Below are 23,530 nucleotides of genomic sequence, written 5' to 3' on the forward strand. Positions count from 1 at the left end.
GGTCTCCCCTATCGCCCTCGGAGAGGGGAGAAAACCCTCGGTGGTCTCCCCTCTCCCCCTGGGAGAGGGGCCGGGGGAGAGGGGCGGCGCATCAAGCCACCCACCACGCTCACCCCGCCCCATCCCCCGCCAGCGCCCGGCACAGTGTCTCGATCGACAGCGGCTTGACGAGGTGCTCATCGAAGCCGGCCGCCAGCGTGCGCTTGCGGTCGTCCGACGTGCCGTGCCCGGTCAGGGCGAAGATGCGCGGGCCGGTGCCATCGGCATTGGCGGTGTTGGCCGGATCGGGCCGCAGCACCGCCAGCACCTCGAAGCCGTTCATGTCCGGCATCTCCAGGTCGAGCAGCACCACGTCCGGGGCGAAGTCGCGCACCAGTTCCAGCGCCTGCATGCCGCTGTAGGCCGGCCGGGCGTCGTGGCCGAGCACGGTCAGCAGTTCGGCCATGCTGTCGGCGGAGTCGGCGCTGTCATCCACGATCAGGATGCGCAGCCCGGTGCAATCGGTGGCGGTTGCGCGCGGCACGGTGGCGCCGTCCATTTCCACCTCCGGCAGGATCACGGTGAAGGTGCTGCCGCGCCCCGGCCCGCCGCTGCTGGCCTGGATGGCGCCGCCATGCGCTTCCACCACGGCGCGCGCCAGCGCCAGCCCGATGCCGAGCCCGCCGCCGCGCTCGCCATCATCGCCCTCCTGCGCGAACAGGTTGAAGATGCGGTCCAGCGCCTCCGGCGCGATGCCCTTGCCCGAGTCGCCAATCGCCGTGATCACGTTGCCACCCTCGGTGGTCATGTGGATCGAGACGGCGCCGCCACGCGGCGTGTACTTGGTGGCGTTGCTCAGCAGGTTCGAGAGCACCTGCCCCAGCCGCCCGGCATCGGCATTGACGAAGACCGGGCCGGCGGGCAGCGTGAGCGAGAGGCTCTGCCCCGCCGCGTCCAGCGCGGGCCGGATGGCCTCCACGGCCGACGTGACGATGTCGTTGACCATCGTCGGCACCGGCTGCACCTTGAGCTTGCCCGTGGTGACGCGGCCCACGTCCATCAAATCGGCGACCAGCCGCGTCAGCAGTTGCAGCTGGCGGCCGATGATTTCGGCGCAGTGGCGGATGCGCGTGTCCGTCGAGGGCGTCAGGCGGATCACGTCCACGGCGTTGCGGATGGGCGCCAGCGGATTGCGCAGCTCGTGGGCCAGGATGGCGAGGAAGGCCTGCACGCGCCGGCCGGCGCCCTCCAGTTCCTCGAGCCGGGCCATGTCAGACATATCGCGCGCGGTCCACAGGATGCCGACCGGGCAGCCGCCGGCGTCGCGCAGCAGCGCCTGCCGGATATGGCAGCGCACCAGCATGCCGTCCTGCCGCTGCAGGCGCGCCTCGCCGGTCCACTGGCCGTTGGTGCGCACCTCGCCCAGCGTGGCGAGGTCATGGCCGCTGGCCACGTCCTGGCGGGAATACAGCAGCGAGACCGGCCGGCCCACCGCCGCCTCCGGGCTGTAGCCGAACAGCGCCGTCGCGCCAGCATTCCAGACGCGGATCTCGCCATCGAACCCGAGTTCGCAGACTGCCTGCTCGTGCAGCGTGTCGAGCAGTTGCTGGTGGCGCGCCTCCACCTCCCGGGCGCGTTCCTCGGCGGCGTAGCGGATGGTGATGTCGCGATAGACCACCGCGAAGCCGTCCGGGGCGCCATCGGCGTAGTTGATGGCCTGGATCACCACGGCGGCGTAGAACGCGGTGCCGTCGCGGCGCACGCGCCAGCCGCGTTCCTCGGCCCGGCCCAGCGTACGGGCGGTGTCCAGCAGGCGCGCGGGCTCGCCGGACTGGATCGATTCGGGGGTGTGGAAGCGGGCGAGCTGGCAGCCGGTCACCTCGTCGGCGGTGTAGAGCAAGGCACGTTCGGCGGCCTCGGACCACGTGCGCACGCAGCCCTCGGGCGTGAGGTCGAAGATGGCGACGTCATCCAGCGCGGCGAGCCAGGCACTCGCGCGCGGAGCAAGGGGCGCCGTGTCATGCATGGCGCCTGCGGCGGCACGGGCCCCCTCACCCATGGATGCGAGGCCCGGCATCTGCCGATCCGGCATAGGAACTCCCTCTCTTATGGCGCAGTCGCGGCTATTCTTGGAAGCCAACCTGAAGGGACCGGGGGATGGCGGTTATCCCGGCCCGTAGGTGGGAGCACGATTTGGGAGCACGACTCCCGCCGGCGTGAGCACCGGCGCTTTCATCATAGACGGTGCTCACGCCCGCGCCATGGACGAGGTGAGGGCGCCGCCGGGGGTGAACCAGACGGCGCCGCCGGGGGTCTGTCGATAATGAACCGTTTCAGTAATTCTCGACGGGCGGCTCGTCCGATTCGCTGTTGTGCCGCTTCACGGAAGGCGGCACCGGATGCTTGTCGGGCAGGTTGCGCGCGGGCTGGTCTCCCTTCTCCTTGTTGTGGTCGGGACACTGGTCGGGCCGGCGGTCTGGCCGGCGCGCGGGATCATGCGGAATATGGTTCGACATGCTGGGGGCCTCGTCGTCGCAGGGAGTGGGTGGAACACCCATGGGTAGGGCACCCACAGGTAGACACCCCCGACAAGGCAGCAGTTTCCATACCAGCCAGCTTTTTCAGCCTTTCAGGAGCCAAGTGATGAACGAAGCATCCCGGCTGCGGCCAGCCCCTTCCGGCCCTTCTGGTCCCGCTGGTCCCGCTGGTCCCTCTGGTCCCTCTCCCGCGGCCGAACACTCGGACGACACCCGGACGTCGATGTCCAGCGCCACCATCCGGCGGGCCTTTCTCGATCACGTGTTCTACACCCAGGGCATGGTGCCCAGCCACGCCAGCGGCAACGACCTCTACCAGGCGCTCGCCCACACCGTGCGCGACCGCCTGGTGCAGCGCTGGATCAGCACCGCCGAGGCCTACCAGAGCCAGCCGTCGCGCACGGTGGCCTACCTGTCCGCCGAATTCCTGATGGGGCCGCACCTCGGCAACAACCTCGTCAACCTCGGCATCGCGGACGAAGTGCGCGCCGCCATGGCCGCGCTCAACCTGGACCTCGACCATATCCTCGCGCAGGAGGAGGAGCCCGGCCTCGGCAACGGCGGCCTGGGGCGACTGGCGGCCTGCTTCATGGATTCGCTCGCCACGCTGGAGATTCCGGCGCTGGGCTACGGCATCCGCTACGAGTACGGCATCTTCCACCAGAGCATCATCGACGGCATGCAGGTGGAGAGCACCGACACGTGGCTGCGCAACGGCAATCCGTGGGAGATCCAGCGCTCCGAATGGGCGGTGGAGGTGCGGCTGGGCGGCCATACCGAGCACTACACCGACGACCGGGGCCGCTACCGCGTGCGCTGGGTGCCGGCCAAGATGGTGGTGGGGGTGCCGTTCGACTCGCCGATCCTCGGCTACCGCGTCAACACGGTCAACACGCTGCGGCTGTGGCGCGCGGAAGCCACCGAGGCGTTCGACTTCCACACCTTCAACCGGGGCGATTATCTCGGCGCGGTGAACAAGAAAGTGACGTCGGAGAACCTCACCAAGGTGCTCTACCCCAACGACGAGACCCAGCAGGGCAAGGAGTTGCGGCTGGAGCAGCAGTACTTCTTCGTGTCCTGCTCGCTGCAGGACATGCTGCGCCTGCTGGCCACGCAGGGCCTGCCGGTCACGCGCTTCCACGAGAAGTTCACGGTGCAGCTCAACGACACCCACCCGGCGGTGGGCATTGCCGAGCTGATGCGGCTGCTGATCGACGACCATGACCTGGCCTGGGACGAAGCCTGGCACATCACCCGCCGCGCCTTCGCCTACACCAACCACACCCTGCTGCCGGAGGCGCTCGAGCAATGGCCGCTGCCGCTGTTCCAGCGCATCCTGCCGCGCCACCTGGAAATCATCTACGAGATCAACGCGCGCTTCCTGGACGAGGTGCGCATCCGCTTCTATGGCGATGAATCGCGGCTGGCGCGGCTCTCGCTGATCAGCGAGCACGGCGAGCGGCACGTGCGCATGGCCCATCTGGCGTGCGTTGGCAGTCACACCATCAACGGGGTGGCGGAGCTGCACTCCCGGCTGATGCGCGAGGACGTGCTCAAGGATCTCTACGAGATGTGGCCGGAGAAGTTCACCAGCATCACCAACGGCGTCACGCCGCGCCGCTGGCTGGCGCTGGCCAATCCCCGGCTGACGCGGCTGGTCAGCGAAGCCATCGGCGACGGCTGGATCAAGGACCTCGACCAGATCCAGGCGCTGGAGCCGTACGCCGACGACCCCGCCTTCCGGGAACGCTGGCAGGCCGTGCGGCGCGAGAACAAGCAGGACCTGGCTCGCCTCGTGCGCGACACCACCGGCGTGGTGGTGGACCCGGACTCGATGTTCGACGTGATGGTCAAGCGCATCCACGAGTACAAGCGCCAGCACCTGGCCGTGCTCCATATCATCGCGCTCTACCACCGCATCAAGTCCGATCCGCACGCGGACGTGCAGCCGCGCACCTTCCTGTTCGCCGGCAAGGCCGCGCCCGGCTACCACTACGCCAAGCTGATGATCCGCTTCGTCACCTCGGTGGCGGGCGTGGTCAACCGCGACCCGCAGGTGCGAGACCGCCTCAAGGTGGTATTCCTGCCCAACTTCAACGTCACCCACGGCCAGAAGATCTACCCCGCCGCCGACCTCTCCGAGCAGATCTCGCTGGCCGGCAAGGAGGCCTCCGGCACCGGCAACATGAAGTTCGCGATGAACGGCGCCATCACCATCGGCACCATGGATGGCGCCAATATCGAGCTGCGCGACGCCATCGGCGCCGACAACTTCTTCCCGTTCGGCCTCAACGCGTCCGAGGTCTACGCGCTCAAGGCCGCCGGCTACCACCCCTCCACCTACTACGACAGCAGCCCCGAGCTGCGCGCGGTGGTGGACCTGATCCAGCACGGCTTCTTCTCGAAGGGCGACGCCGCCGTGTTCCGCCCGCTGTTCGACGGCCTGCTCCAGCACGACCCCTACCTGCTGATGGCCGACTTCGCCTCCTACCTGCACTGCCAGCAGCAGGTCTCGGCCGCCTACGTCGACAACGAGCGCTGGCAACGCATGTCCGTGCTCTCCAGCGCGCGCTCGGGGCGGTTCTCGTCCGACCGGGCGATCGAGCAGTACTGCCAGCGCGTCTGGCGCGCACGGGCGGTGCCGGTGTGCCTGCTGCACCGGTCCAGCGGGCAGGTGCAAGGCGCCCGTCTTGCGGAGGCCGAAGGCATCGACACCTTCAGCGAGCGCTGCGGGGGCAGTGGATCGTAAATGTTGTCGATGGCTCTTCGACGGCAGCAGGCGCGGTAGTTTCTACAACCGGGCGGGCACCTTATACACAACCCCGCCCTGCCGGGCCGCCGCCGTCCCCACCAGCCACGACGCGGCGCGCCCGTCACGCAGTGCAGCATGCTGGCACGGAGTTCGCATTGCTGAAGCCGCGCGATTTTCTGCGCCCCTTCGCACCCCGGGTTGTTCGCTCGCCATCCGCCGCCTTCCGGCCCCAGCGGATCGGCGCCCCCGTGCGCAGGGGGCGCAATGCGCAGGCAAGCCAAGAAGAACGAACCCGGCGCGATGGCGGCAGGCAAGCCGCCCGCGCGTTCGTTTCCAACCGACCTGGAAGCGGAGTCTCATCTTGAACGCGAACATCCTGTTTGTGGCGGCAGAGGCGCACCCCCTGGCAAAGACCGGCGGGCTGGCGGATGTGGTGGGCGGACTGGCGCAGGCGCTGCATCAGCGCGGCGCCGATGTCACGATCCTGATGCCCGGTTATCCCCGGGCCATGGCGGCGGCGAAGCAGTTGCGCAGCCTCGGCGCGATCCGGCTGCCGATGGCGCTTCCGCCCGGCCACAGCCCGGCGCGGCTGCTGGAAGGCCAGACGCCCGATAGCGGCGTGCGCGTGGTGCTGCTGGACTGCCCCTCGCTCTATGACCGGCCCGGCTCGCTCTATGTAGACGCCACCGGGCGCGACTTCTGCGACAACGCCCAGCGCTTCGCCGCACTGGCCCACGCCGCCACGCTCATCGCCGCCGGCGAGACCCCGCTGCCGGCGCCGCAACTGGTCCACGCGCACGACTGGCATGCGGCGCTCACGCCACTGCTGATGCGCGCGCGCGGCCTGCCGGTGCCCACCGTGGCCACCATCCACAACCTCGCCTTCCAGGGCGTGTTTCCGATGGAGCGCGCCGCCGCGCTGGGCCTGCCGCCGGCCTGCCTGACGCCGGATGGCATCGAGTTCTGGGGCAAGGTCAATTTCCTGAAGGCCGGTATCCGCTACGCGGACCGCGTGACCACGGTGAGCCACACCTATGCGCGCGAGATCCTCACCGAACCCTTCGGCCATGGGCTGGACGGCCTGCTGCGCCACCGCGCCGAGGTGCTCGGCGCCATTCCCAATGGCGTGGACACGGACGCGTGGTCGCCCCGCGCCGACCGCCTGCTGCCGCAGCGCTACGACGCCCGCGACCTCGCCGGCAAGCGCGCCTGCAAGGCCGCGCTGCAGGCGCGCCACGGCCTGGCGCAGGCGCCGGACCGGCCCCTGATCGCCATGGGCAGCCGGCTCACCCACCAGAAAATGGCCGATGTGGCCGTGCTGGCGATGGAGGCGGCGCTGCGCCGCCATGACCATGTGCAGTTCGCGGTGCTCGGCTGCGGCGATCCGGCGCTGGAGGCGGCCTACCGCGCGCTCGGCGCCCGCCACCCGGACCGCGTGGGCATCTCCATCGGCTATCGCGAGGAAGACGCCCACCTGCTCCACGCCGGCGCGGACGCCCTGCTGCACGGCAGCCGCTTCGAGCCATTCGGCCTGACCCCGGTCTACGCCATGCGCTACGGCACAGTGCCCATCGTCTCCCGCGTGGGCGGCATGGCTGACACCGTGCGCGATGTGGGCGAGGATGCCTTGCCTGCTCCCCGCGCCACCGGCATCGTCTTCGATGGCGATTCGGTCGAAACGATGGGCGCCGCCATCACGCGCGCACTAGACTGGTTCCACCGCCCCCGCCACTGGCGCGCGATGCAGCGTGCCGGCATGCAGACGGAGTTCGGCTGGGAAGGTCCGGCGCAACAGTATCTGGCGATGTACCGCGCGCTGGCGCCGGCCCTCGCCCATGTTCCCGCCGCAGTACCCGCCCCGCTGCCGGATGCCGTGGCGGCCCCCGCCGCGCGTCCGTCGCGCGCCCCTCGTCCCGCCCTGCCCACGCCCGCCGTGGAACCGGTCACACCGGGCCTGCCGGCCTGAAGGTAGCGCACCATGATGTATGCCATGCCCGCGCCCGGTACCGGCGCCAGGCCCGTGCCCCCGGTTCCGCAATGGCAGACGCTCGGCGCGGACACGCGCCTGCTGCCATGTGACGATGAAAGCGCCGAATCCTACCGCTTCGGCCCGGTGCGGCTGGCCGATGGCCGCGTGCGCTTCCGCCTCTGGGCGCCGGACGCCGCCGCGGAGGACCAGCCCGTGCGGCTCGAAGTGGCCGGCATGGCGCCGGTGATGATGGCGCCCACCGAGCACGGCTGGTTCGAAGCCGTGACCGCCTGCTGCGACGGCGCGCGCTACTGGTTCCGGCTCGACGACGGCACCATCGTGCCGGACCCCGCCTCCCGGCTTCAGGCCGAGGACGTGCACGGCGCCAGCGTGCTGTGCCAGCCGGCCGAGCCGTTCGCGTGGCACCACACCGAATGGCGCGGGCGCCCCTGGCACGAGGCCGTGATCTATGAAATGCACGTGGGGCTGGCCGGCGGCTACGCCGGCGCCACCGCGCAACTGCACCGGCTGGCCGCGCTGGGCTTCACCGCCATCGAACTGATGCCGCTGGCCGAGTTTCCCGGCGCGCGCAACTGGGGCTATGACGGCGTGCTGCCGTTCGCGCCCGAGCGCAGCTATGGCACGCCGGACGACCTGCGCACGCTGGTCGACACCGCGCACGGGCTGGGCATGATGGTGCTGCTCGATGTGGTCTACAACCACTTCGGCCCCGAGGGCAACTATCTGCACCGCTACGCCAGCGGCTTTTTCCGCGACGACCGCCAGACCCCGTGGGGGCCGGCCATCGATTTCCGGCGCCCCGAGGTGCGGCGGTTCTTTGGCGAGAGCGCGCGCTACTGGCTGGAATCGTTCCGCTTCGACGGACTGCGGCTGGACGCCGTGCACGCCATCGAGGACGAAGGCTGGCTGCCGCAACTGGCGCACGACCTGCGCCATTGCCTGCCGGGCCGCCATCTGCATCTGGTGCTGGAGAACGACCACAACGACGCCGCACTGCTGGCCGCCGGCTACGACGCCCAGTGGAACGACGACGCCCACCACGCGCTGCACGTGCTGCTGACCGGCGAGCATGACGGCTACTACAGGGAGTACCACGCCGGCCTGCCCGAGACCGTGGCTGCCGACGCAAGTACGGCGCCCATCCACCACCTCGCCCGGGTGCTGGCCGAAGGCTTCGCGTGGCAGGGCGAGGTATCGCCCCATCGCTCCGGCGACGAGAACGGCCCGCTGCAGGGCCGCGAGGTGCGGCGCGGCCAGCCCAGCGCGCAACTGCCGCCCACAGCCTTCGTCACCTTCCTTCAGAACCACGACCAGACCGGCAACCGCGCCTTCGGCGAGCGGCTGGCCAGCCTGGCGGAGCCGGACGCGCTGCGCGCCGCCGTGGCGCTGCAACTGCTCTGCCCGCAGATCCCGCTCGTCTTCATGGGCGAGGAGCACGGCGCGCGCACGCCGTTCCTGTACTTCACCGATCACCCGCCCGAACTGGCGCAGGCCGTGCGCGATGGCCGCCGGCGCGAGTTCGCGGCGTCCGAAGCCTTCCGCGACGACACCCGCTCGGCGCAGATCGCCGATCCCAACGCGCCGGAGACCTTCGAGGCGTCCCGCCCGATCTGTGACGACACCGACGGCTATTGCCGCGCGTGGCACCACTACTACGGCGAGTTGCTGTCGATCCGCCGCAACGAGCTGATGCCGCGCCTGCGCAACGCCCGCGCCGAGGGCGTGACCGTGCTGGGCGACAAGGCCCTCGTGGCGCGCTGGCGGTTGGGCGACGGCAGCTGGCTGTCGATCTGGCTCAATCTGGGCGAGGAACCCGTGGTGGTCGACTGTGACGGCGGCGCGATGATCCACGCCAGCCAGCCCGGCGCCATCGCCACGCTGGCCGCCGGCACGCTCCCCGAACACTGCTGTGTGACCTGCCTGCAACATCCATGAGCGACCTCGACCACGCCGGGGTGCCGCGCGCCACCGCGCGCCTCCAGCTGCACGCCGGGTTCACCTTTGCCGATGCCGAGGCGCTGGTGCCCTATTACGCCGGGCTGGGCGTCAGCCACCTGTACCTGTCGCCGGTCACCACCGCGCGCCCCGGCTCCACGCACGGCTACGACGTCACCGACTTCACGCAGGTCAACCCGGAACTGGGCGGCGAAGATGGCCTGCTGGCGCTGGCCACGCGCGCCCGCGCGGCGGGGCTGGGCCTGGTGGTGGACATCGTGCCCAACCACATGGCGGCCGATGCCACGCACAACGGCTGGTGGCGCGACGTGCTCGCACACGGCCAGCGCAGCGCCCATGCGCAGGTCTTCGACATCGACTGGCAGCCCGCCGACCCCGCGCTGCAGGGCAAGGTGCTGCTGCCGATCCTCGGCGATCCGTACTGGGACACGCTGACCTCCGGCGCGCTCAAGCTGGAGCGCCCGCCCGGCGGCCCGGCCACGCTGCGCTATGGCGACCACAGCCTGCCGCTGGCCGAGCCCATGCTCGACATGGCCGCGCCGGGCACCCCGGAAGCCCTGCACGCGCTGCTGGAGCGCCAGCACTACCGGCTGGCGTGGTGGCGCACTGGCGCCGCCGAACTGACCTGGCGGCGCTTTTTCGAGATCACCGAGCTGGTTGGCGTGAGGGAGGAAAACGCGGACGTGTTCGAGGCCGTCCACGCGCTGGCCTTCCGCCTCTATGCCGAAGGCTGGGTGGACGGGCTGCGCGTCGATCATGTCGATGGGCTGGCCGACCCCGCTGGCTACTGCCGGCAGCTTCGCGCCCGGCTGGACATGCTGCGCCCCGGCCGCCCCGCCGAGGGGGCCCGCGCGCACCCGTGGATCGTGGTGGAGAAGATCCTGGGCGAGGACGAACCGCTGCCGGCCGACTGGGGCGTGGACGGCACCACCGGCTACGACTTCATGGACGAGGTTTCCGCCGTACTCCACGACGCCAGCGGCGAAGGCGCGCTGAACATGCTCTGGATGCGCATCAGCGGCGACAGCCGGCCCTACCCCGACTATGTGAAGTCGGCCCGCCACCGCGTGATCGCCCGGCATCTCGTGGCCGAGATCGACGCGGTCTGCACCCGCCTGCACGCGCTGGCGCGGTCGGTGCCGGCCACGCGCGACCTCACCGCCCACGCGCTGCGCCACGCGCTGACCGCTTTCCTCGCGGCGGTGCCGGTTTATCGGAGCTACTACACCGGCGTGGCCGGCGAGCCAGCCTTCGACGACGCGATGGTCGCCAGCGCCGCCGGGCAGGCGCGCACCCACCTCGCCCCGGACGAGGCGGCGGCGCTCGACTTCCTCCTGGGCTGCCTGCAAAGCGATGCCGCAGCCGACACTCCGGCCGGCGCCATCCGCACCCGGCTGCAACAGGTCATGCCAGCGCTGGCGGCCAAATCCACGGAGGACACCGCCTTCTATCGCTACGGCCGGCTGCTGTCCCGTAACGAAGTCGGCAGTTTTCCCGGCACGCTGGCGCTGGCGCCGGAACGGTTCCACGCGCGCATGGCGCACCGGCAGGCGCACTGGCCGCACGCCATGCTGGCCGTGGCCACGCACGACCACAAGCGCGGCGAGGATGCCCGCATGCGGCTGGCGGTACTGAGCGAGGTCGCCGAGCCATGGGCCGAGGCCGTGGCCGGCTGGGAAGCGCAGATCGGGCCGCTGCTGGTGGCCTCCCCCAAGGGGCCGGACGGCACCGATCGGGCAATGCTTTACCAGACGCTGCTGGGCGCCTGGCCGGCGGAGGCCGGCGCGCTGGCGAGCGAGGACGCCCAGCGCGATTTCATCGAGCGGATTCTGGCGTGGCAGCGCAAGGCCATCCGCGAAGCCAAGCGCCACGGGAGCTGGACCCATCCCGACGAGGCCTACGAGGCAGCCTGCGAAGCGTTCCTCGCCGCGTTGGGGTCCGGTGGCGAAGACAGCGTGCTGGAGCAGATCGGCCGCTTCGCGGACCGGATCGGCCCGGCCGCCGCGCTCAACAGCCTCGCCCAGACCCTGCTCGCGCTGACGGCGCCCGGCGTGCCGGACCGCTATCAGGGCAACGAGGGCTGGGACTTCAGCCTCGTCGATCCGGACAACCGGCGCCCGCCGGACTACGCGCAGCTTCAGGCGCGGTTGGACTGCCGGGCTGGCTGGGCCCAGTGGCTGGCGCGCTGGCGCGACGGCCGCATCAAGCAGCAGGTGATCCGATCGGTGCTGGCGTACCGGGCCGAACAGCCGGCGCTGTTCAGCCGGGGCGAATACACGGCGCGGGCGGCGATCGGCAAGCTGGCGCCGCAGGTGCTGGCGTTCTCGCGCCGCTGCGGGCCGGTGGAAGCGATGGTCATCGTGACGCGGCTGGCCGCCGCCCATGTGGACCCGGCGCTACCCCGCATTCCGCCCCATTGCTGGGGCGACACCGCGCTGCATGCCGAGGGGGATTGGGTCGATGTGCTGACCGGCCACGCGGTGCCGTCCCACGCGGGCTATGTGCGCGTGAAGGACGCGCTGGCCAGCCTGCCGGTGGCGCTGCTGGTGCGGGCTTGAATCGACAACCGGCCCGCACCCTCTCACCCTAGCGCCGCCTCAGTTGCACCAGCCCCGCCATCGTCGCCGCCGCGCCCACCATCAGCGCCGTCGTCAGCAGCGGATGCCGGGCCGACGTCGTGTACGGGCAGGACTGGATCGCCTTGCGGTTGCCAGTGCGCTCCCGCAGGCAGTTGCCAGCCTCGTAGAGCGTGTTGTCCTCGCGCGGGCCGGCCGGGTCGCGCGTCTGCTGGGCGCGGCCCATGAAGCGACTCATAAAGCGGTCGAACGCGTGCGGCGCGTGGTAGGCGGCGGCCGAGAACGCCTTGGCGGAGGCGCCCACGAACATGTCCCGGCGCGGGTGCGCGGCGGCGAACAGGATCGCGTCGGCGGCCATCGCGGGGTCATAGAGCGGCGCCGCCAGTTTCGGCTCCACATGCAGGAAGTTCTTGGCGTGGCTGACCATGGGCGTCTCCAGCCCGGCCGGTTTGATCAGCGTTACCGAGATCGGTGCCTTCTCCTGCTCCAGTTCCAGCCGCAGGGTGTCCGTGAAGCCCTTGATGGCGTGCTGGGACGCCGCGTAGGCGCCCTGCAGCGGCATGGCGCAGTCGGAGGCCTCGCTACCCATGTTGATGATCGCCCCGCCATGCTGGCGCAGGTGCGTGGCGGCGGCCAGCGAGCCGTGCACCACGCCCCAGTAGTTGGTGTCGAACAGGCGGCGCTGGTCTTCCAGCGGCACGTCGTCATGGCGGCCGAAGATGGTCACGCCGGCATTGTTGACCCAGGTGTCGAAGCCGCCGAAGCGCTCGATGGCCGCCTCGGCCAGCCTGGCCACGTCGTCCTGGTTGCCCACGTCGGTCCTGACGGTGATGACCTCGGTCCCGGTTTCGCGCAACTCCTCGGCCAGCTTGTGCAGCACGTCCTCGCTGCGCGCCGCCAGCACGAGCCGGGCGCCGGCGGCGGCCGCCTTGCGCGCCGTGATCAGGCCTACGCCGCTGGTGGCACCCGTCAGCACGATGACCTGCGAGCCAATTGGTTTCAGGGGTCTCATTTCCGTGTCGTCCTCTGCCAGGCCCGGTTCGGATGGGATGCGGCGCGCGGGCATCCGGGCTGCTGCGGGCGCACTGTTGACGCTGACGACACTGTGGCGTGTCTCCCCTGTCGAGTCCGCAAGTCCCGTTCCCGGCTGGCGGCGGCGACACGCCGATGTGCGGCGCAGCATCGGCTGTCAGGAATTACAACAACGGGTAAGGGGCGGCGTGTAGGACGGCTCCCGCTTTCGCAAGCGGCGTGTGCTGCATAAGCTGAAAGCCGCAGCCCCGCCGCCTCCGAAGGACAGATCATGGCTCAACCTAACCGTGCCACCCGTGCCGCCGACCCCGCTCCGGACGCCGCCGAACCGCTCGGCAAGTACCGGGGCAAGCGCGACTTCGCGGCCACGCCGGAGCCCAGCGGGGGCAAGGCAGCCAAGGGAACCAAGACCGCCCGCAAGCGCGCGGCGCCGGCGCTGTCCTTCGTGATCCAGAAACACGCCGCGCGGCGGCTCCATTACGACTTCCGGCTCGAACTGGACGGCACGCTGAAGAGCTGGGCCGTGCCCAAGGGGCCGAGCTACGACCCGGCCGACAAGCGCATGGCCGTGCACGTGGAGGACCACCCCCTCGACTACGCCAACTTCGAAGGCGTGATTCCGGCCGGGCACTACGGCGCCGGCACGGTCATCGTGTGGGACCGGGGCACCTGGGTGCCCGATGGCGACCCGGCGGCCGGCTATCGGGACGGCAAGCTCAAGTTCGAACTGCGCGGGGAGAAGCTGCAGGGCCACTGGACCCTCGTGCGCATGGGCGGCAAGCGCCAGCGCGACGACCAACGCGACAACGGCTGGCTGCTGATCAAGGAGCGCGACGAGTACGCGCAGGCCGCGTCGGCCTTCAATGTGGTGGACGCCATGCCGGACAGCGTGCTGGCCGGCACGGCCAAGGCGGCGAAGAAGGCTGCAAAGAAGGCACCGGCCAAATCGGCCAAGTCAGCAGCCACCAAGAAGGCCAAGGCCCGCGACCTCCCCGCCCTGCCCGAGGGCGCCAAGAAAGCCAAGCTGCCACTGGCGCTGGCACCCCAGCTCGCCACGCTGGTGGAGAAGGCACCGGCCGACAGCAGCCAGTGGCAGTACGAGATCAAGTTCGATGGCTACCGCGTGCTGGCCCGGGTCGATGGCGACGACGTGCGCCTGTTCACCCGCCAGGGCAACGACTGGACTTCCAAGCTGCGCGCCCTCGCGGCGGAGATCCGCACGCTGGGCCTGCCCGACGGCTGGTTGGACGGCGAGATCGTGGTGGTGGACGCGCAGGGCATCACCGACTTCCAGGCGCTGCAGAACGCGTTCGAGACCTCGCGCGCGGACGCCATCCAGTTCTACGCTTTCGACCTCCCCTACTACGCCGGCCACGACCTGCGCGCCGTGCCGCTGGACCAGCGCCGGCTGCTGCTGCGCCGGCTGTTCGAGGCCAACACCGCGCCCCGGCTCCATTTCAGCGAGAGCTTCGAGGCCAGCCCGGACGAGATGCTCGCCGCCGCCTGCCGCATGAAGCTGGAAGGCGTGATCGGCAAGCGCAACGACGCGCCCTACGTCAGCACGCGCGCCAACACGTGGATCAAGCTCAAATGCACGCTGCGGCAGGAGTTCGTGATCGGCGGCTTTACCGACCCGAAGGGCAGCCGCAGCGGGCTGGGCTCCCTGCTGCTGGGCGTGCACGACGCGCAGGGCAAGCTGCGCTACGCCGGCAACGTCGGCACCGGCTTCGACACGGCGATGCTCGGCACGCTGCGCAAGCAGCTCGACCCCCTGGTCACGGACGCCCCGCCGTTCGACGACCTGCCGCGCGGCATTCGCGGCCACTGGGTCAAGCCGAAGCTGGTGGCGGAGGTGTCCTTCGGCGCGTGGACCAAGGAGGGCCGCGTGCGGCATTCGGTGTTCCACGGCCTGCGCACGGACAAGCCGGCCGGCGCGGTGTCGGTGGAGAAGCCGGCGGCGGCGGCGAAGTCGGGCACGTCGGCCAAGGCGGCCAAGTCGGCAGCAAAGAAAGCCCCGGCCAGGAAAGCCCCGGCCAAGGAGACCATCGGCAAGATCGTCGTCAGCCATGCGGACCGGGTGATCGACACCTCCACCGGGCTGACCAAGGGCGACCTCGTGCGCTATTACGCCAGCGCCGCCGGGCTGATGCTGCCCTACCTCAAGGGTCGGCCGATTGCGCTGGTGCGCGCCCCATCCGGCGTGGATGGCGAACAGTTCTTCCAGCGCCACGGCGACACCCTCAAGATCGACGGCGTGAAGCCGCTCGACCCCAAGCTTTGGCCCGGCCATCCGCCGCTGCTGGAGATCGCCACGGAGGCGGCCATCGTGGCGGTGGCGCAGCTCAACGTGGTGGAGTTCCACACCTGGAACGCGGTGGCGCGCAGCCTCGACAGGCCGAACCGGGTCATTTTCGACATCGACCCCGGCGAGGGGGTGAAGTGGCCGGCCATCCGGGAGGCCGCCACGCTGACCAAGGGGCTGCTGGACGAACTGGGGCTGCAAAGCTTCCTGAAGACCAGCGGCGGCAAGGGCCTGCACGTGGTGGTGCCGCTGGCGCCGCGTGCGAACTGGGGCTGGGACCCCGTGCGGGACTTCGCCCAGGCGGTGGTGCAGCACATGGCGACCATGATTCCCGACCGCTTCGTGGCCAAGAGCGGGCCGCGCAACCGGGTTGGCAAGATTTTCATCGATTACCTGCGCAACGGTGTCGGGGCTACCACGGCCGCCGCGTTCTCGGCACGCGCGCGGCCCGGGCTGGGCGTGTCCGTGCCGGTGGCCTGGGAGGAACTGGCCGACCTGACCTCGGCGGCGCACTGGACCATCGCCAACGTGGGCCCGCGCCTGGAGGAAATGGCCCGGCACGACCCGTGGGCCGGGCACGACGCCGTACGCCAGACGCTGACCCAGGCCAGCAAGCGGCTGGCCGGCTCCTGAGCCCGGCAGGACCACCCCGAAGGCCGTCCGGCACTGGCCCGGGCGGCCTGTCCGGCTCCGTCTGTCAGCGCCTCGGCATGCGCGGCACGCTTCTTGCCACTCCCATCGGAAAACCCCCGCCCACGCCGGCACATAAGACGAGGCAAATCCGATGAAACATCTCCCTGACCCATGGTTCTCGAACGACTTCTGGCAACGCGCGGTCCTGGGCGGGCTGACGCTCGCACTGGCCGTCCTGCTGGCCTCCACCGCCGAGGCCAAGCTGCCTCCGCCCACACCTGAACAGCAGCAGGCAGCCGAGGCCAAGAAGGTCAAGGAAGCCGAGGAAGCCAAGGTGCAGGCGGCTCAACTGGCCGCGGTGCAGGACAAACTGGCAGCCCGCTTCGGCAAGGGCCCTAGCCCCAGCGGTCAGACCTCGGAGAGCAAGGTGCCGCAAAAGTCCGTAGAGGCGCCGGGCTCGGCAGGCCCGCAAGGCGGGACGTCGCCCAGCGCGGAAGCCCACAGCGGCGAGGCGCAGCGCAAATAACAGCCCATCACAGCAAAGAGCACGTGAATTTATCGCCACTTTTCAAGCCTGAACTTCGTATGTCGAAACTACAACGGAACCGGGCGGTATGCAGGTAATTATTACAATACGATCCTTATTCCCGACACCTGACGCCGCCCTGCCGGCACGTCCGGCCGGCCTTGCCACGCGTGGCGCACTCCGGGCATCCGTCTTCACTATCGCGGCCGATCCTGCCGCCTGCCAGCCATGAACGCCTCGACCGCCCATCCCAGCCGGCGCCCGCTGATTCTCAACGTGGAAGACCGCGAGGGGCCGCGCTACGTCAAGAGCCGGATCCTCCACCGGGCCGACTTCTCGGTGCTGGAGGCGTCGAACGGCCAGGCTGCGCTGTCGCTGGTCCGCCAGCACACCCCGGATCTCGTGCTGCTCGGCACCCAGTTGCCCGACGTGGACGGACTGGAAGTCTGCCGCCTGATCAAGAATGATCCGCAGAGCGCGCGCACCCTGGTGCTGCTGACGTCACCCGGCATGTCCGATTCCCACCGGCGCGTACAGGCGCTCAACGGCGGCGCCGACAGCTTCCTGATCGAGCCAGTGGAGTCGGAGGAACTGGTCTCCAGCATCAACGCCCTGCTGCGCATGCGCGGGGCTGAGGATGCCTTCCGCCGCACCTCGCAGGCGCTGCACGAAAACGAAGACCTGTTCCGCCAACTGGCGGAGGCGCTGGCCGATGTGGTCTGGATTCTCGACCCGACCACCCGACGCTTCCTGTTCGTCAGCCCCTCGTTCGAATCGCTCTGGGGCCGCCCGACCCAGGCGGTGCTGCAAGACCCGCACCGCTGGCTCGAATGGGTGCTGCCCGAGGAACGCTCGCGCATGGAAGCCGAATGGCAGAGCATGCTGCGCGATGGCCTGCTCGACACCGAATTCCAGCTCGAACGCCCCAACGGCGAGATCCGCGAAGTCCATATGCGCGCCTTCCCCGTGCGCGGGGCGGATGGCCGCTGCCTGCGCGTGGCGGGCATCTGCCAGGACGTGACGCGCCACAAGCGCGCCGAGCGCACGCTGCATAACGAGGAACGCCGCAAGGACGAATTCCTCGCCATGCTGGCCCACGAACTGCGCAACCCGCTGGCGCCGATGCGCAGCGCGGTGGACCTGCTCCAGCAGTTCTCCCCAAGCCGCGAGGACATGTTCCGCGCGCGGGACATCATCGGCCGGCAGTTGCATCACATGACCCGGCTGGTCGACGAACTGCTCGACGTGTCCCGCTTCAACCAGGGCAAGATCACCCTGCGGCGGGACCTCGTGGAGTTGCGCGGCGCGCTGAACACGGCCGTGGAGACGGTGCGCCCACTGCTGGAGGAACGCCAGCACACGCTGCGGCTGTCGCTGCCCGAGCAGCCGCTGCCGATTCGCGGCGACATGGTCCGCCTGACCCAGATCTTCGCCAACCTGCTGCACAACGCCGCCAAGTACACGCCCGAGGGCGGCACGCTGGCCGTGGAGGCCGCCGCAGCCGATGGCCGGGTGATCGTGCGCGTGAGCGACAACGGCGCCGGGCTCTCCCAGGCGCTGCAACGGCAGTTGTTCGATCCGCTGGCGCCGGAGTCCGGCAATCCGCTGGAAGAAACGCCGACGCCCGATGCCGCGTCGATCGCAGCGGCCAACGTCGCGGCCAATCCGGTCCCGAGCCTGGCCGCGCTGCATGCCGAGCACGATGACCGGGACGGCGACGCGCCCCAGCCGGCCGATATCGCCACGGATCCCGATACCTTTGCCGCGCGCGAAGGCGCCGGCATTGGCCTGACGCTGGTGCAGAAGCTGGTCACGCTGCATGGCGGCCGGGTCAGCGCCGCAAGCCCGGGCCGCAACATGGGCAGCACCTTCGTCGTGGAACTGCCCGTGGAACCGTGGCAGAACTGGCATCCGCCGACCGGGAAATCGCGCCCCCAGCCGGGCACTGCGCACACCATCATGCTGGTCGATGACAACGTCGATGCGCTGGAGGCCATGACCATGACGCTGGAGACGCTCGGCCACACCGTGGTGACGGCGCCCGATGGCCAGAGCGCCGTGGCGTGCGCGGCCAGCGTGCGGCCGGACGTGGTGCTGCTGGACCTCGGCATGCCGACCATGGACGGCTTCGAGACCGCGCGCCGGCTGCGCGAGATTCCCGAGCTGCGTCACGCGCGCATCGTGGCGCTGACCGGCTTCGGCCAGCCCGACGACCGCCGGCGCACGCGCGCGGCGGGGTTCGACCTGCATCTGGTCAAACCCGCCGACCTCGGTGCCCTGACCCGCATGCTCGATGAACTAGACGCCTGACCAAGGAGCCTCATGCTGGATCTGCCCCTGCCCCCGCCCCTGCACCTGCACATCACGCCCGAACCCGACATCGTGCCCCCGCCGCCCGAGGCCCCGCCGCCGGAGCCGCCGCCGGGTCCGCCCGAGCCGGTCAGCGATCCGCCCCCGGGCGATCTCCCGCCCCCGCCGCCGCAGCGCGCGTAGGGGCCACGGGCCATGTCCCGCGTCATCTGGAAAGGGGCCATCAGCTTTGGCCTCGTCAATATCCCCGTCGCGCTGAAGACCGCCTCGCGCAGCCATACGCTGGACCTCGACCTGCTGGACCAGCGCGACATGGCGCCGGTGGGCTACCAGCGCATCAACAAACACACCGGCAAGGTCATCGACAGCGAGCACATCGTCAAGGGCTACCAGTACGAGAAGGACGAGTACGTGGTGCTCAACGACGAGGACTTCCGGCAGGCCAACGTCGAGGCCACCCAGACCGTCGACATCGTCAGCTTCGTGCAAGCGGACAGCATTCCGCCCTACTACTTCGACACCCCCTACTACCTGGAGCCGGACAAGCGCGGCGAGCGCGGCTACGCGCTGCTGCACGAGACCCTGCGCAAGACCGGCCGCGCCGCGCTGGCGCTGGTGGTACTGCGCAACCGCCAGCACCTGGCGGCGCTGCTGGTGGTGGGCAAGGCGCTGGTGCTGAATACGATGCGCTTTGCGGACGAGGTGGTGCCGATCGAGGATCTCAGCCTGCCTTCTGGTGGCAAGGGCAAGGCGGCGACCCCGCGCGAGGTGGCCATGGCCACCAGGCTGGTGAAGGACATGAGCGAGGACTGGAAGCCGGAGCAGTACCGCGACACCTATCGCGAAGACCTGATGGCGCGCATCCACGCCAAGATCAAGGCCGGCAAGACGCACCTGCTGACGCCGGCGTCCGAGGAAGCGGCGCCCAGCGGCAAGGGCGCGAAGGTCATCGACATGATGGCGCTGCTCAAGCAGAGCATCGGCCATCGGGGCAAGGCACCGGCCAGGCCGGCCAGCCGCAATGCCGATCTTCTGGATGACGAGGAAGAGGAAAAGCCGGCGACGAAGAAGGCTGCGGGGAAGGCGACGGCGAAAAAGGCATCGACAAAGGCATCGACAAAGGCATCGACAAAGACATCGACAAAGACATCGACAAAGGAAGCGGCGACCAGGAAAGCCGCGCCGAAGAAGGCCGCAGCCAGGAAGGCCGCCCCCGCCAAAAAGCGCAAAGCGGCTTGACCGAAGTCAAAGCCGCAAGACGAGCCGCAAAAAGAGCCGCGGTACGTGGGATGACCGCGGCTCCGCGCAGAGGGCGACGACGAGGTCGCCGCGCATAAAAAACTAGCGCGTGTGCATTAACGCGACGATACCTTCAGGTTGTCGCGCACCGAATTCACACCTTCCACCGAGCGCACCGTTTCCAGCGCCATCTCGTGCTGGTCCTTGGTCGGCACCGTGCCGGTCAGGGCCACCACGCGGTCCTTGGTCTTCACGTGGATGCCGGTGGACTTGAGGTCCTTGGTCGCCAGCAGCTTCGTCTTGACCTTGGTGGTCAACGCGCTGTCGGTGACAACCTGCTTGGAGTTATCCACGCCCTTGTCCACGCTGGCGTCCATCTTGGCGTCAGTGGTCGCGGCGGGACGCTTTTCCTTGTCACCTTCGGTATGGCCAGGCATGCCCGACGCATTGTTTGCCGGCGGGGCCGCGCTGTTATCGCTGCGGACACTGGTGTCGGCCACCTTGATGAAGCCGCCACCCCCCATGTCCAGGGCATGCGCGCCACCCGCAGCGGCGAGCGCGGCGGTCATCAGTGCAATACGTGTAATGCGCAGGGTCTGTGCTGTCTTCATGCTCGATCTCCTTGTTGAGGAAGTGACAGCCACTGTTCTGCACATCGCGTGCCAGATCGCCCAAATGACGCGTGGACAGGGCCTCGCGGCGGTTTTCCGCGCCGGGGCCACGTGGGCGACGCGCCCGACCGGTAAAAACACGGCACGCGTTGTAAATCGGCGCACATGGGGAGCCACGCATGCGTTACCTGTATGTCTGACAGATGCCCTAAAGATGCCATAACCCCCACTTTTCCCCCACATTCTCAACCTCCGAGGGCTTGGCACGGCCATTGCGACTCTGGGCCTGCGGCAGCCTCGCCGCGACATGGAGACTAGCAATGGGACAGCAGCAACAGGGGAACCAATCCCAACCGGGCCAGAAGCAGCAAGAGCAGCAGCAACCCGGCCAGCGCGGTAACCAGCAAGGTGGCAGCCAGGACCAACAACGCGAAGGCGGGGGCCAGATGGGCAACCAGGACCAACGCGGTGGTCAGCAGCAACAGGAGTCCGGCCGTCAAGGCCAGCAGGGCGGACAACAGGGCGGCCAGCAAGGACAACAAGGCCAGCAAGGTGGCCAGAAGGACCAGGACAAGAGCCGCCAGCCGTAAGTCGGCGCCCTCTTCGTTTTTTCTTCGTTTTTCCGGACCCCGCGCGGCATTTCCACGGTTGCCGCAGCGCGCTGAAATCAAGGCGCGGCAGATGAACGGGGTCCACCGCCGGGGCACTCGCAAGGGTGCCCCGGCGTCTTTCTTACCATCCTCTCTCTATATATATAGGCAGCTCGCCCGGACCAAGCCTGGACCAAGCGTCAGGCGAGCCGGCTGGCCACGCGCCCGATGGCCTGCCGCCATACCTCGCGGTCGCGCGCCAGGTAGTCGGCCGCCTGCGCGCCAGTGAGCGCCAGCGGCTCGGCGCCATCCTGCCCGAGGCGTTGCTGCAGTGCCGGCGTGCGCAGCAGCCGCGTGAAGCGGTCCGCCAGCGCCGCGCAGGCGCGCGCCGGCATGCTGGGCGCCGCCAGCACGCCGTACCAGGCGTCCTGCCGCATGCCGGGCACGCCGGCCTCCTCGAAGGTCGGCACACCCGGCGCAAGCGGGCTGCGCGCGGCGCCGGTCACCGCCAGCGCGCGCACCTTGCCCTGCCGCATCAGCGGCAGCGCGGCCTGCAGCGTGCTGACCAGCAGCGCCACGTGACCACCCTGCAGATCGACCAGCGCACGGGCACTGCCCGGATACGGCACGTGGTTCATCGACACCCCCGCCTGCTGGCAGATCAGTTCGCCCACCAAATGGGCGCTGGAATGGGTGCCGAGCGAGGCGTAGGCCAGTTCGCCGGGGCGCCGGCGGGCTTCCGCCAGCCGGGCCTGGAGCGTTTGCGCGGCGGCAGGCGCCCCGGCGGAGGCCAGCAGCACGTGCGGCGTGCTGGCGACGATGGCCACTGGCTGCAACGGCGTGGCCGGCGGCTCGGGCGCAGCGGCCAGCAAGGGGCCGATGCTGACCGAGCCCACTGTGCCAAGCAGCAAGGTGCGCGGGCCGGACGTGGCGCGCGCCACCTCGTGCAGGGCGATCTGGCCGGCAGCGCCGGGGCGGTTCTCGACGATGGTGGGCACGCCGTCCGTGGTCAGGCTGTCGGCAACGAGACGGGCGATATGGTCGGCACCCCCGCCGGCGGCATAGCCGACCAGCAAGTGCGTGGTGTCTGCGCCACATGCGGCGCGGGGGAACAGCGGGAGTACCGCGAGTCCGGCCAGTCCGGCCAGACCATGGGTCAGGCGGCGGCGGGCCCGGTCAGGCGGAACCGGAGGGAACGGCATGGATGCAGGGGCGCGAGTCGAATAGCTCGCGGCATCCTAGCACCACCCCGCCCCGCCTGCCGTGGGGGCAAACCCCGTCTTGCCCAGGCCTTTACAGCTGCGGCGCGCGGCACGCGGCGCCCGCCGCATTGGCGGCCGGGTCCATGCCGAACACTGCCTGCGCGCCACACTGCGAGCCGAACATGCGCGCCTGATCGTGGCCCACCCCCACCACTTCAAAGGCGCGATGGCGACTGGTCTGGCCCGGCTTGGCGAGGAATTGCTCGTAGCGCTGGTAGGCACGCCCGCGCTGGAGGCGCGTGGGGCCTTCGGCCTCGGCCCCACATGCCTTATCGAGCACACGATGGTTCGGATCGTTGTCCTCGCTACCCACCATATAGGTAACCTGACGCTGCATGTAGCGCTGGTAGAGCGTCATGCCATCGGCGCCCTTGGCGTAGGCCACGATGTCCTGCATGCCGTAGCGGTACTTGTTGTAATCGGCGCAGGCGGCGGTGCTGTAGGGCGCGAAGCGCTTCAGGTCCGGCGCCACCGGCCGGTCCGGCGTGAAATAGAGATAGGACGAGGGATTGGCCACCACGTAGCGCAGGTCGATGCCGCGCGCGCGCACGCGCTCGTCCACGTTGTTGAGCACCGCGTAGCGGTGGACGATCTGGGCGCCGCCGGAATGGCCCGCCACCGTGACCTTGCTCACACCGGGGAAGCGCGACTTGTCGGTGACGAAGGCCAGCAGGTCGTCCAGCACCTGGAGCGAGCTGACGCCGGCGCCGGGGCCGGACACCGCGTCTTCGCCGCCGATCCAGCCTTGCACGGTCCAGACCGGCATGTTGTCGAAATGCTTGGCGGCATCGGGCGTGCCGGGGAAGTTCGGGGCAATCAGCAACACCTCTTCCGGCTTGCGGCCGCTGGCCTGGAGCAGCGCGGCGCCGGCCGCGTAGTAATCGTCGCCATTGCGCTGGAGGCCGTGCTGCACGAACACCACCTCGCGGATGCCGCGCAGGTCCGCCGTCAGCAGATGGTTGGCGTAGACCGGGAAATCATAGCCGGCACCGCTGCCCAGGTGCACGCGCTGCCACTGGGGCTTGGCGGCGGCGGAGGGGGCGGCTGGCGCGGCGGACGGCGCGGAAACCGAAGGCGCCGGGGGCTGGCTGGCGCAGCCAGCGGCAAGCGCCGCCGTGGCGGCCATCAGCAAGGTGAATCGGGCGAAGCGTGGCGCGCCGGGCATGGGGGTCTCCTTGGTCTTATGTCTGCCGTATCAGGCAAAACGCCAATACTAGGCCGGCGGGGGCTGCTCG

The 23,530-nt window shown here is 69.7% G+C and carries 15 protein-coding genes; 9 read left to right on the top strand and 6 right to left on the bottom strand.

What is annotated here, in order from left to right; all coding sequences use genetic code 11:
- Positions 1–109: 109 nt before the first annotated feature.
- Together BM115_RS25830 and BM115_RS25835 are read right to left on the bottom strand one after the other, a co-directional pair.
- Positions 110–2,005, bottom strand: coding sequence for a PAS domain-containing hybrid sensor histidine kinase/response regulator (locus tag BM115_RS25830; RefSeq protein ID WP_255370992.1), 1,896 nt, complete (start codon positions 2,003–2,005; stop codon positions 110–112).
- Between the two features lie 307 nt (positions 2,006–2,312).
- Positions 2,313–2,495 (bottom strand): hypothetical protein, encoded by a 183-nt coding sequence (locus BM115_RS25835; protein WP_092301406.1) that lies wholly within the window; start codon positions 2,493–2,495, stop codon positions 2,313–2,315.
- A 244-nt stretch (positions 2,496–2,739) separates the two neighbouring features.
- On the opposite strand from BM115_RS25835, the gene BM115_RS25840 reads away from it, so the two are divergent.
- The 4 genes from BM115_RS25840 (at position 2,740) to treY (ending at position 11,772) form a co-directional block, all read left to right on the top strand.
- Positions 2,740–5,265: a glycogen/starch/alpha-glucan phosphorylase gene (locus tag BM115_RS25840; RefSeq protein ID WP_092301409.1), complete on the top strand. Its 2,526-nt coding sequence runs from the start codon at positions 2,740–2,742 to the stop codon at positions 5,263–5,265.
- Positions 5,266–5,629: 364 nt separating this feature from the next.
- Entirely contained in the window at positions 5,630–7,234 is a 1,605-nt protein-coding gene (gene glgA / locus BM115_RS25845; RefSeq protein WP_255370993.1) for a glycogen synthase GlgA, read from the top strand.
- A 15-nt stretch (positions 7,235–7,249) separates the two neighbouring features.
- Positions 7,250–9,193, top strand: coding sequence for a malto-oligosyltrehalose trehalohydrolase (treZ, locus tag BM115_RS25850; RefSeq protein WP_092301551.1), 1,944 nt, complete (start codon positions 7,250–7,252; stop codon positions 9,191–9,193).
- Positions 9,190–11,772: a malto-oligosyltrehalose synthase gene (treY, locus tag BM115_RS25855; RefSeq protein WP_092301411.1), complete on the top strand. Its 2,583-nt coding sequence runs from the start codon at positions 9,190–9,192 to the stop codon at positions 11,770–11,772. The genes treZ and treY overlap by 4 nt, the downstream gene beginning before the upstream one ends.
- A gap of 28 nt (positions 11,773–11,800) precedes the next feature.
- Here the strand turns inward: treY and BM115_RS25860 are convergent, their stop codons facing one another.
- Entirely contained in the window at positions 11,801–12,802 is a 1,002-nt protein-coding gene (locus BM115_RS25860) for an SDR family oxidoreductase (protein ID WP_092301554.1), read from the bottom strand.
- Positions 12,803–13,093: 291 nt separating this feature from the next.
- On the opposite strand from BM115_RS25860, the gene ligD reads away from it, so the two are divergent.
- The 4 genes from ligD to BM115_RS25880 all read left to right on the top strand — a co-directional run bounded on the left by ligD (position 13,094) and on the right by BM115_RS25880 (position 19,832).
- Positions 13,094–15,757: a DNA ligase D gene (gene ligD / locus BM115_RS25865; protein WP_092301413.1), complete on the top strand. Its 2,664-nt coding sequence runs from the start codon at positions 13,094–13,096 to the stop codon at positions 15,755–15,757.
- A 151-nt stretch (positions 15,758–15,908) separates the two neighbouring features.
- Entirely contained in the window at positions 15,909–16,283 is a 375-nt protein-coding gene (locus BM115_RS25870; protein WP_177220017.1) for a hypothetical protein, read from the top strand.
- Between the two features lie 228 nt (positions 16,284–16,511).
- Positions 16,512–18,593, top strand: a complete 2,082-nt coding sequence (locus BM115_RS25875) for a hybrid sensor histidine kinase/response regulator (protein ID WP_092301416.1) — start codon at positions 16,512–16,514, stop codon at positions 18,591–18,593.
- 195 nt (positions 18,594–18,788) lie between these two features.
- On the top strand, positions 18,789–19,832 hold the full coding sequence (locus BM115_RS25880; protein ID WP_092301419.1) for a non-homologous end joining protein Ku: 1,044 nt from the start codon (positions 18,789–18,791) through the stop codon (positions 19,830–19,832).
- A gap of 116 nt (positions 19,833–19,948) precedes the next feature.
- Here the strand turns inward: BM115_RS25880 and BM115_RS25885 are convergent, their stop codons facing one another.
- Entirely contained in the window at positions 19,949–20,443 is a 495-nt protein-coding gene (locus BM115_RS25885; protein WP_092301422.1) for a BON domain-containing protein, read from the bottom strand.
- Between the two features lie 320 nt (positions 20,444–20,763).
- On the opposite strand from BM115_RS25885, the gene BM115_RS27405 reads away from it, so the two are divergent.
- Entirely contained in the window at positions 20,764–21,033 is a 270-nt protein-coding gene (locus BM115_RS27405) for a hypothetical protein (RefSeq protein ID WP_177232283.1), read from the top strand.
- 200 nt (positions 21,034–21,233) lie between these two features.
- Here BM115_RS27405 and BM115_RS25895 read toward each other — a convergent pair whose 3' ends face one another.
- Both BM115_RS25895 and BM115_RS25900 read right to left on the bottom strand, forming a co-directional pair.
- Positions 21,234–22,235 (bottom strand): tripartite tricarboxylate transporter substrate binding protein, encoded by a 1,002-nt coding sequence (locus BM115_RS25895; protein WP_092301425.1) that lies wholly within the window; start codon positions 22,233–22,235, stop codon positions 21,234–21,236.
- A gap of 91 nt (positions 22,236–22,326) precedes the next feature.
- A complete protein-coding gene (locus tag BM115_RS25900; protein WP_092301428.1) occupies positions 22,327–23,460 on the bottom strand; it encodes a hypothetical protein in 1,134 nt (377 codons plus the stop codon).
- Between the last annotated feature and the right edge of the window lie 70 nt (positions 23,461–23,530).

It is taken from the genome of Cupriavidus sp. OV096 (assembly GCF_900115455.1).
In the GTDB taxonomy this organism is placed as follows: Bacteria; Pseudomonadota; Gammaproteobacteria; order Burkholderiales; family Burkholderiaceae; genus Cupriavidus.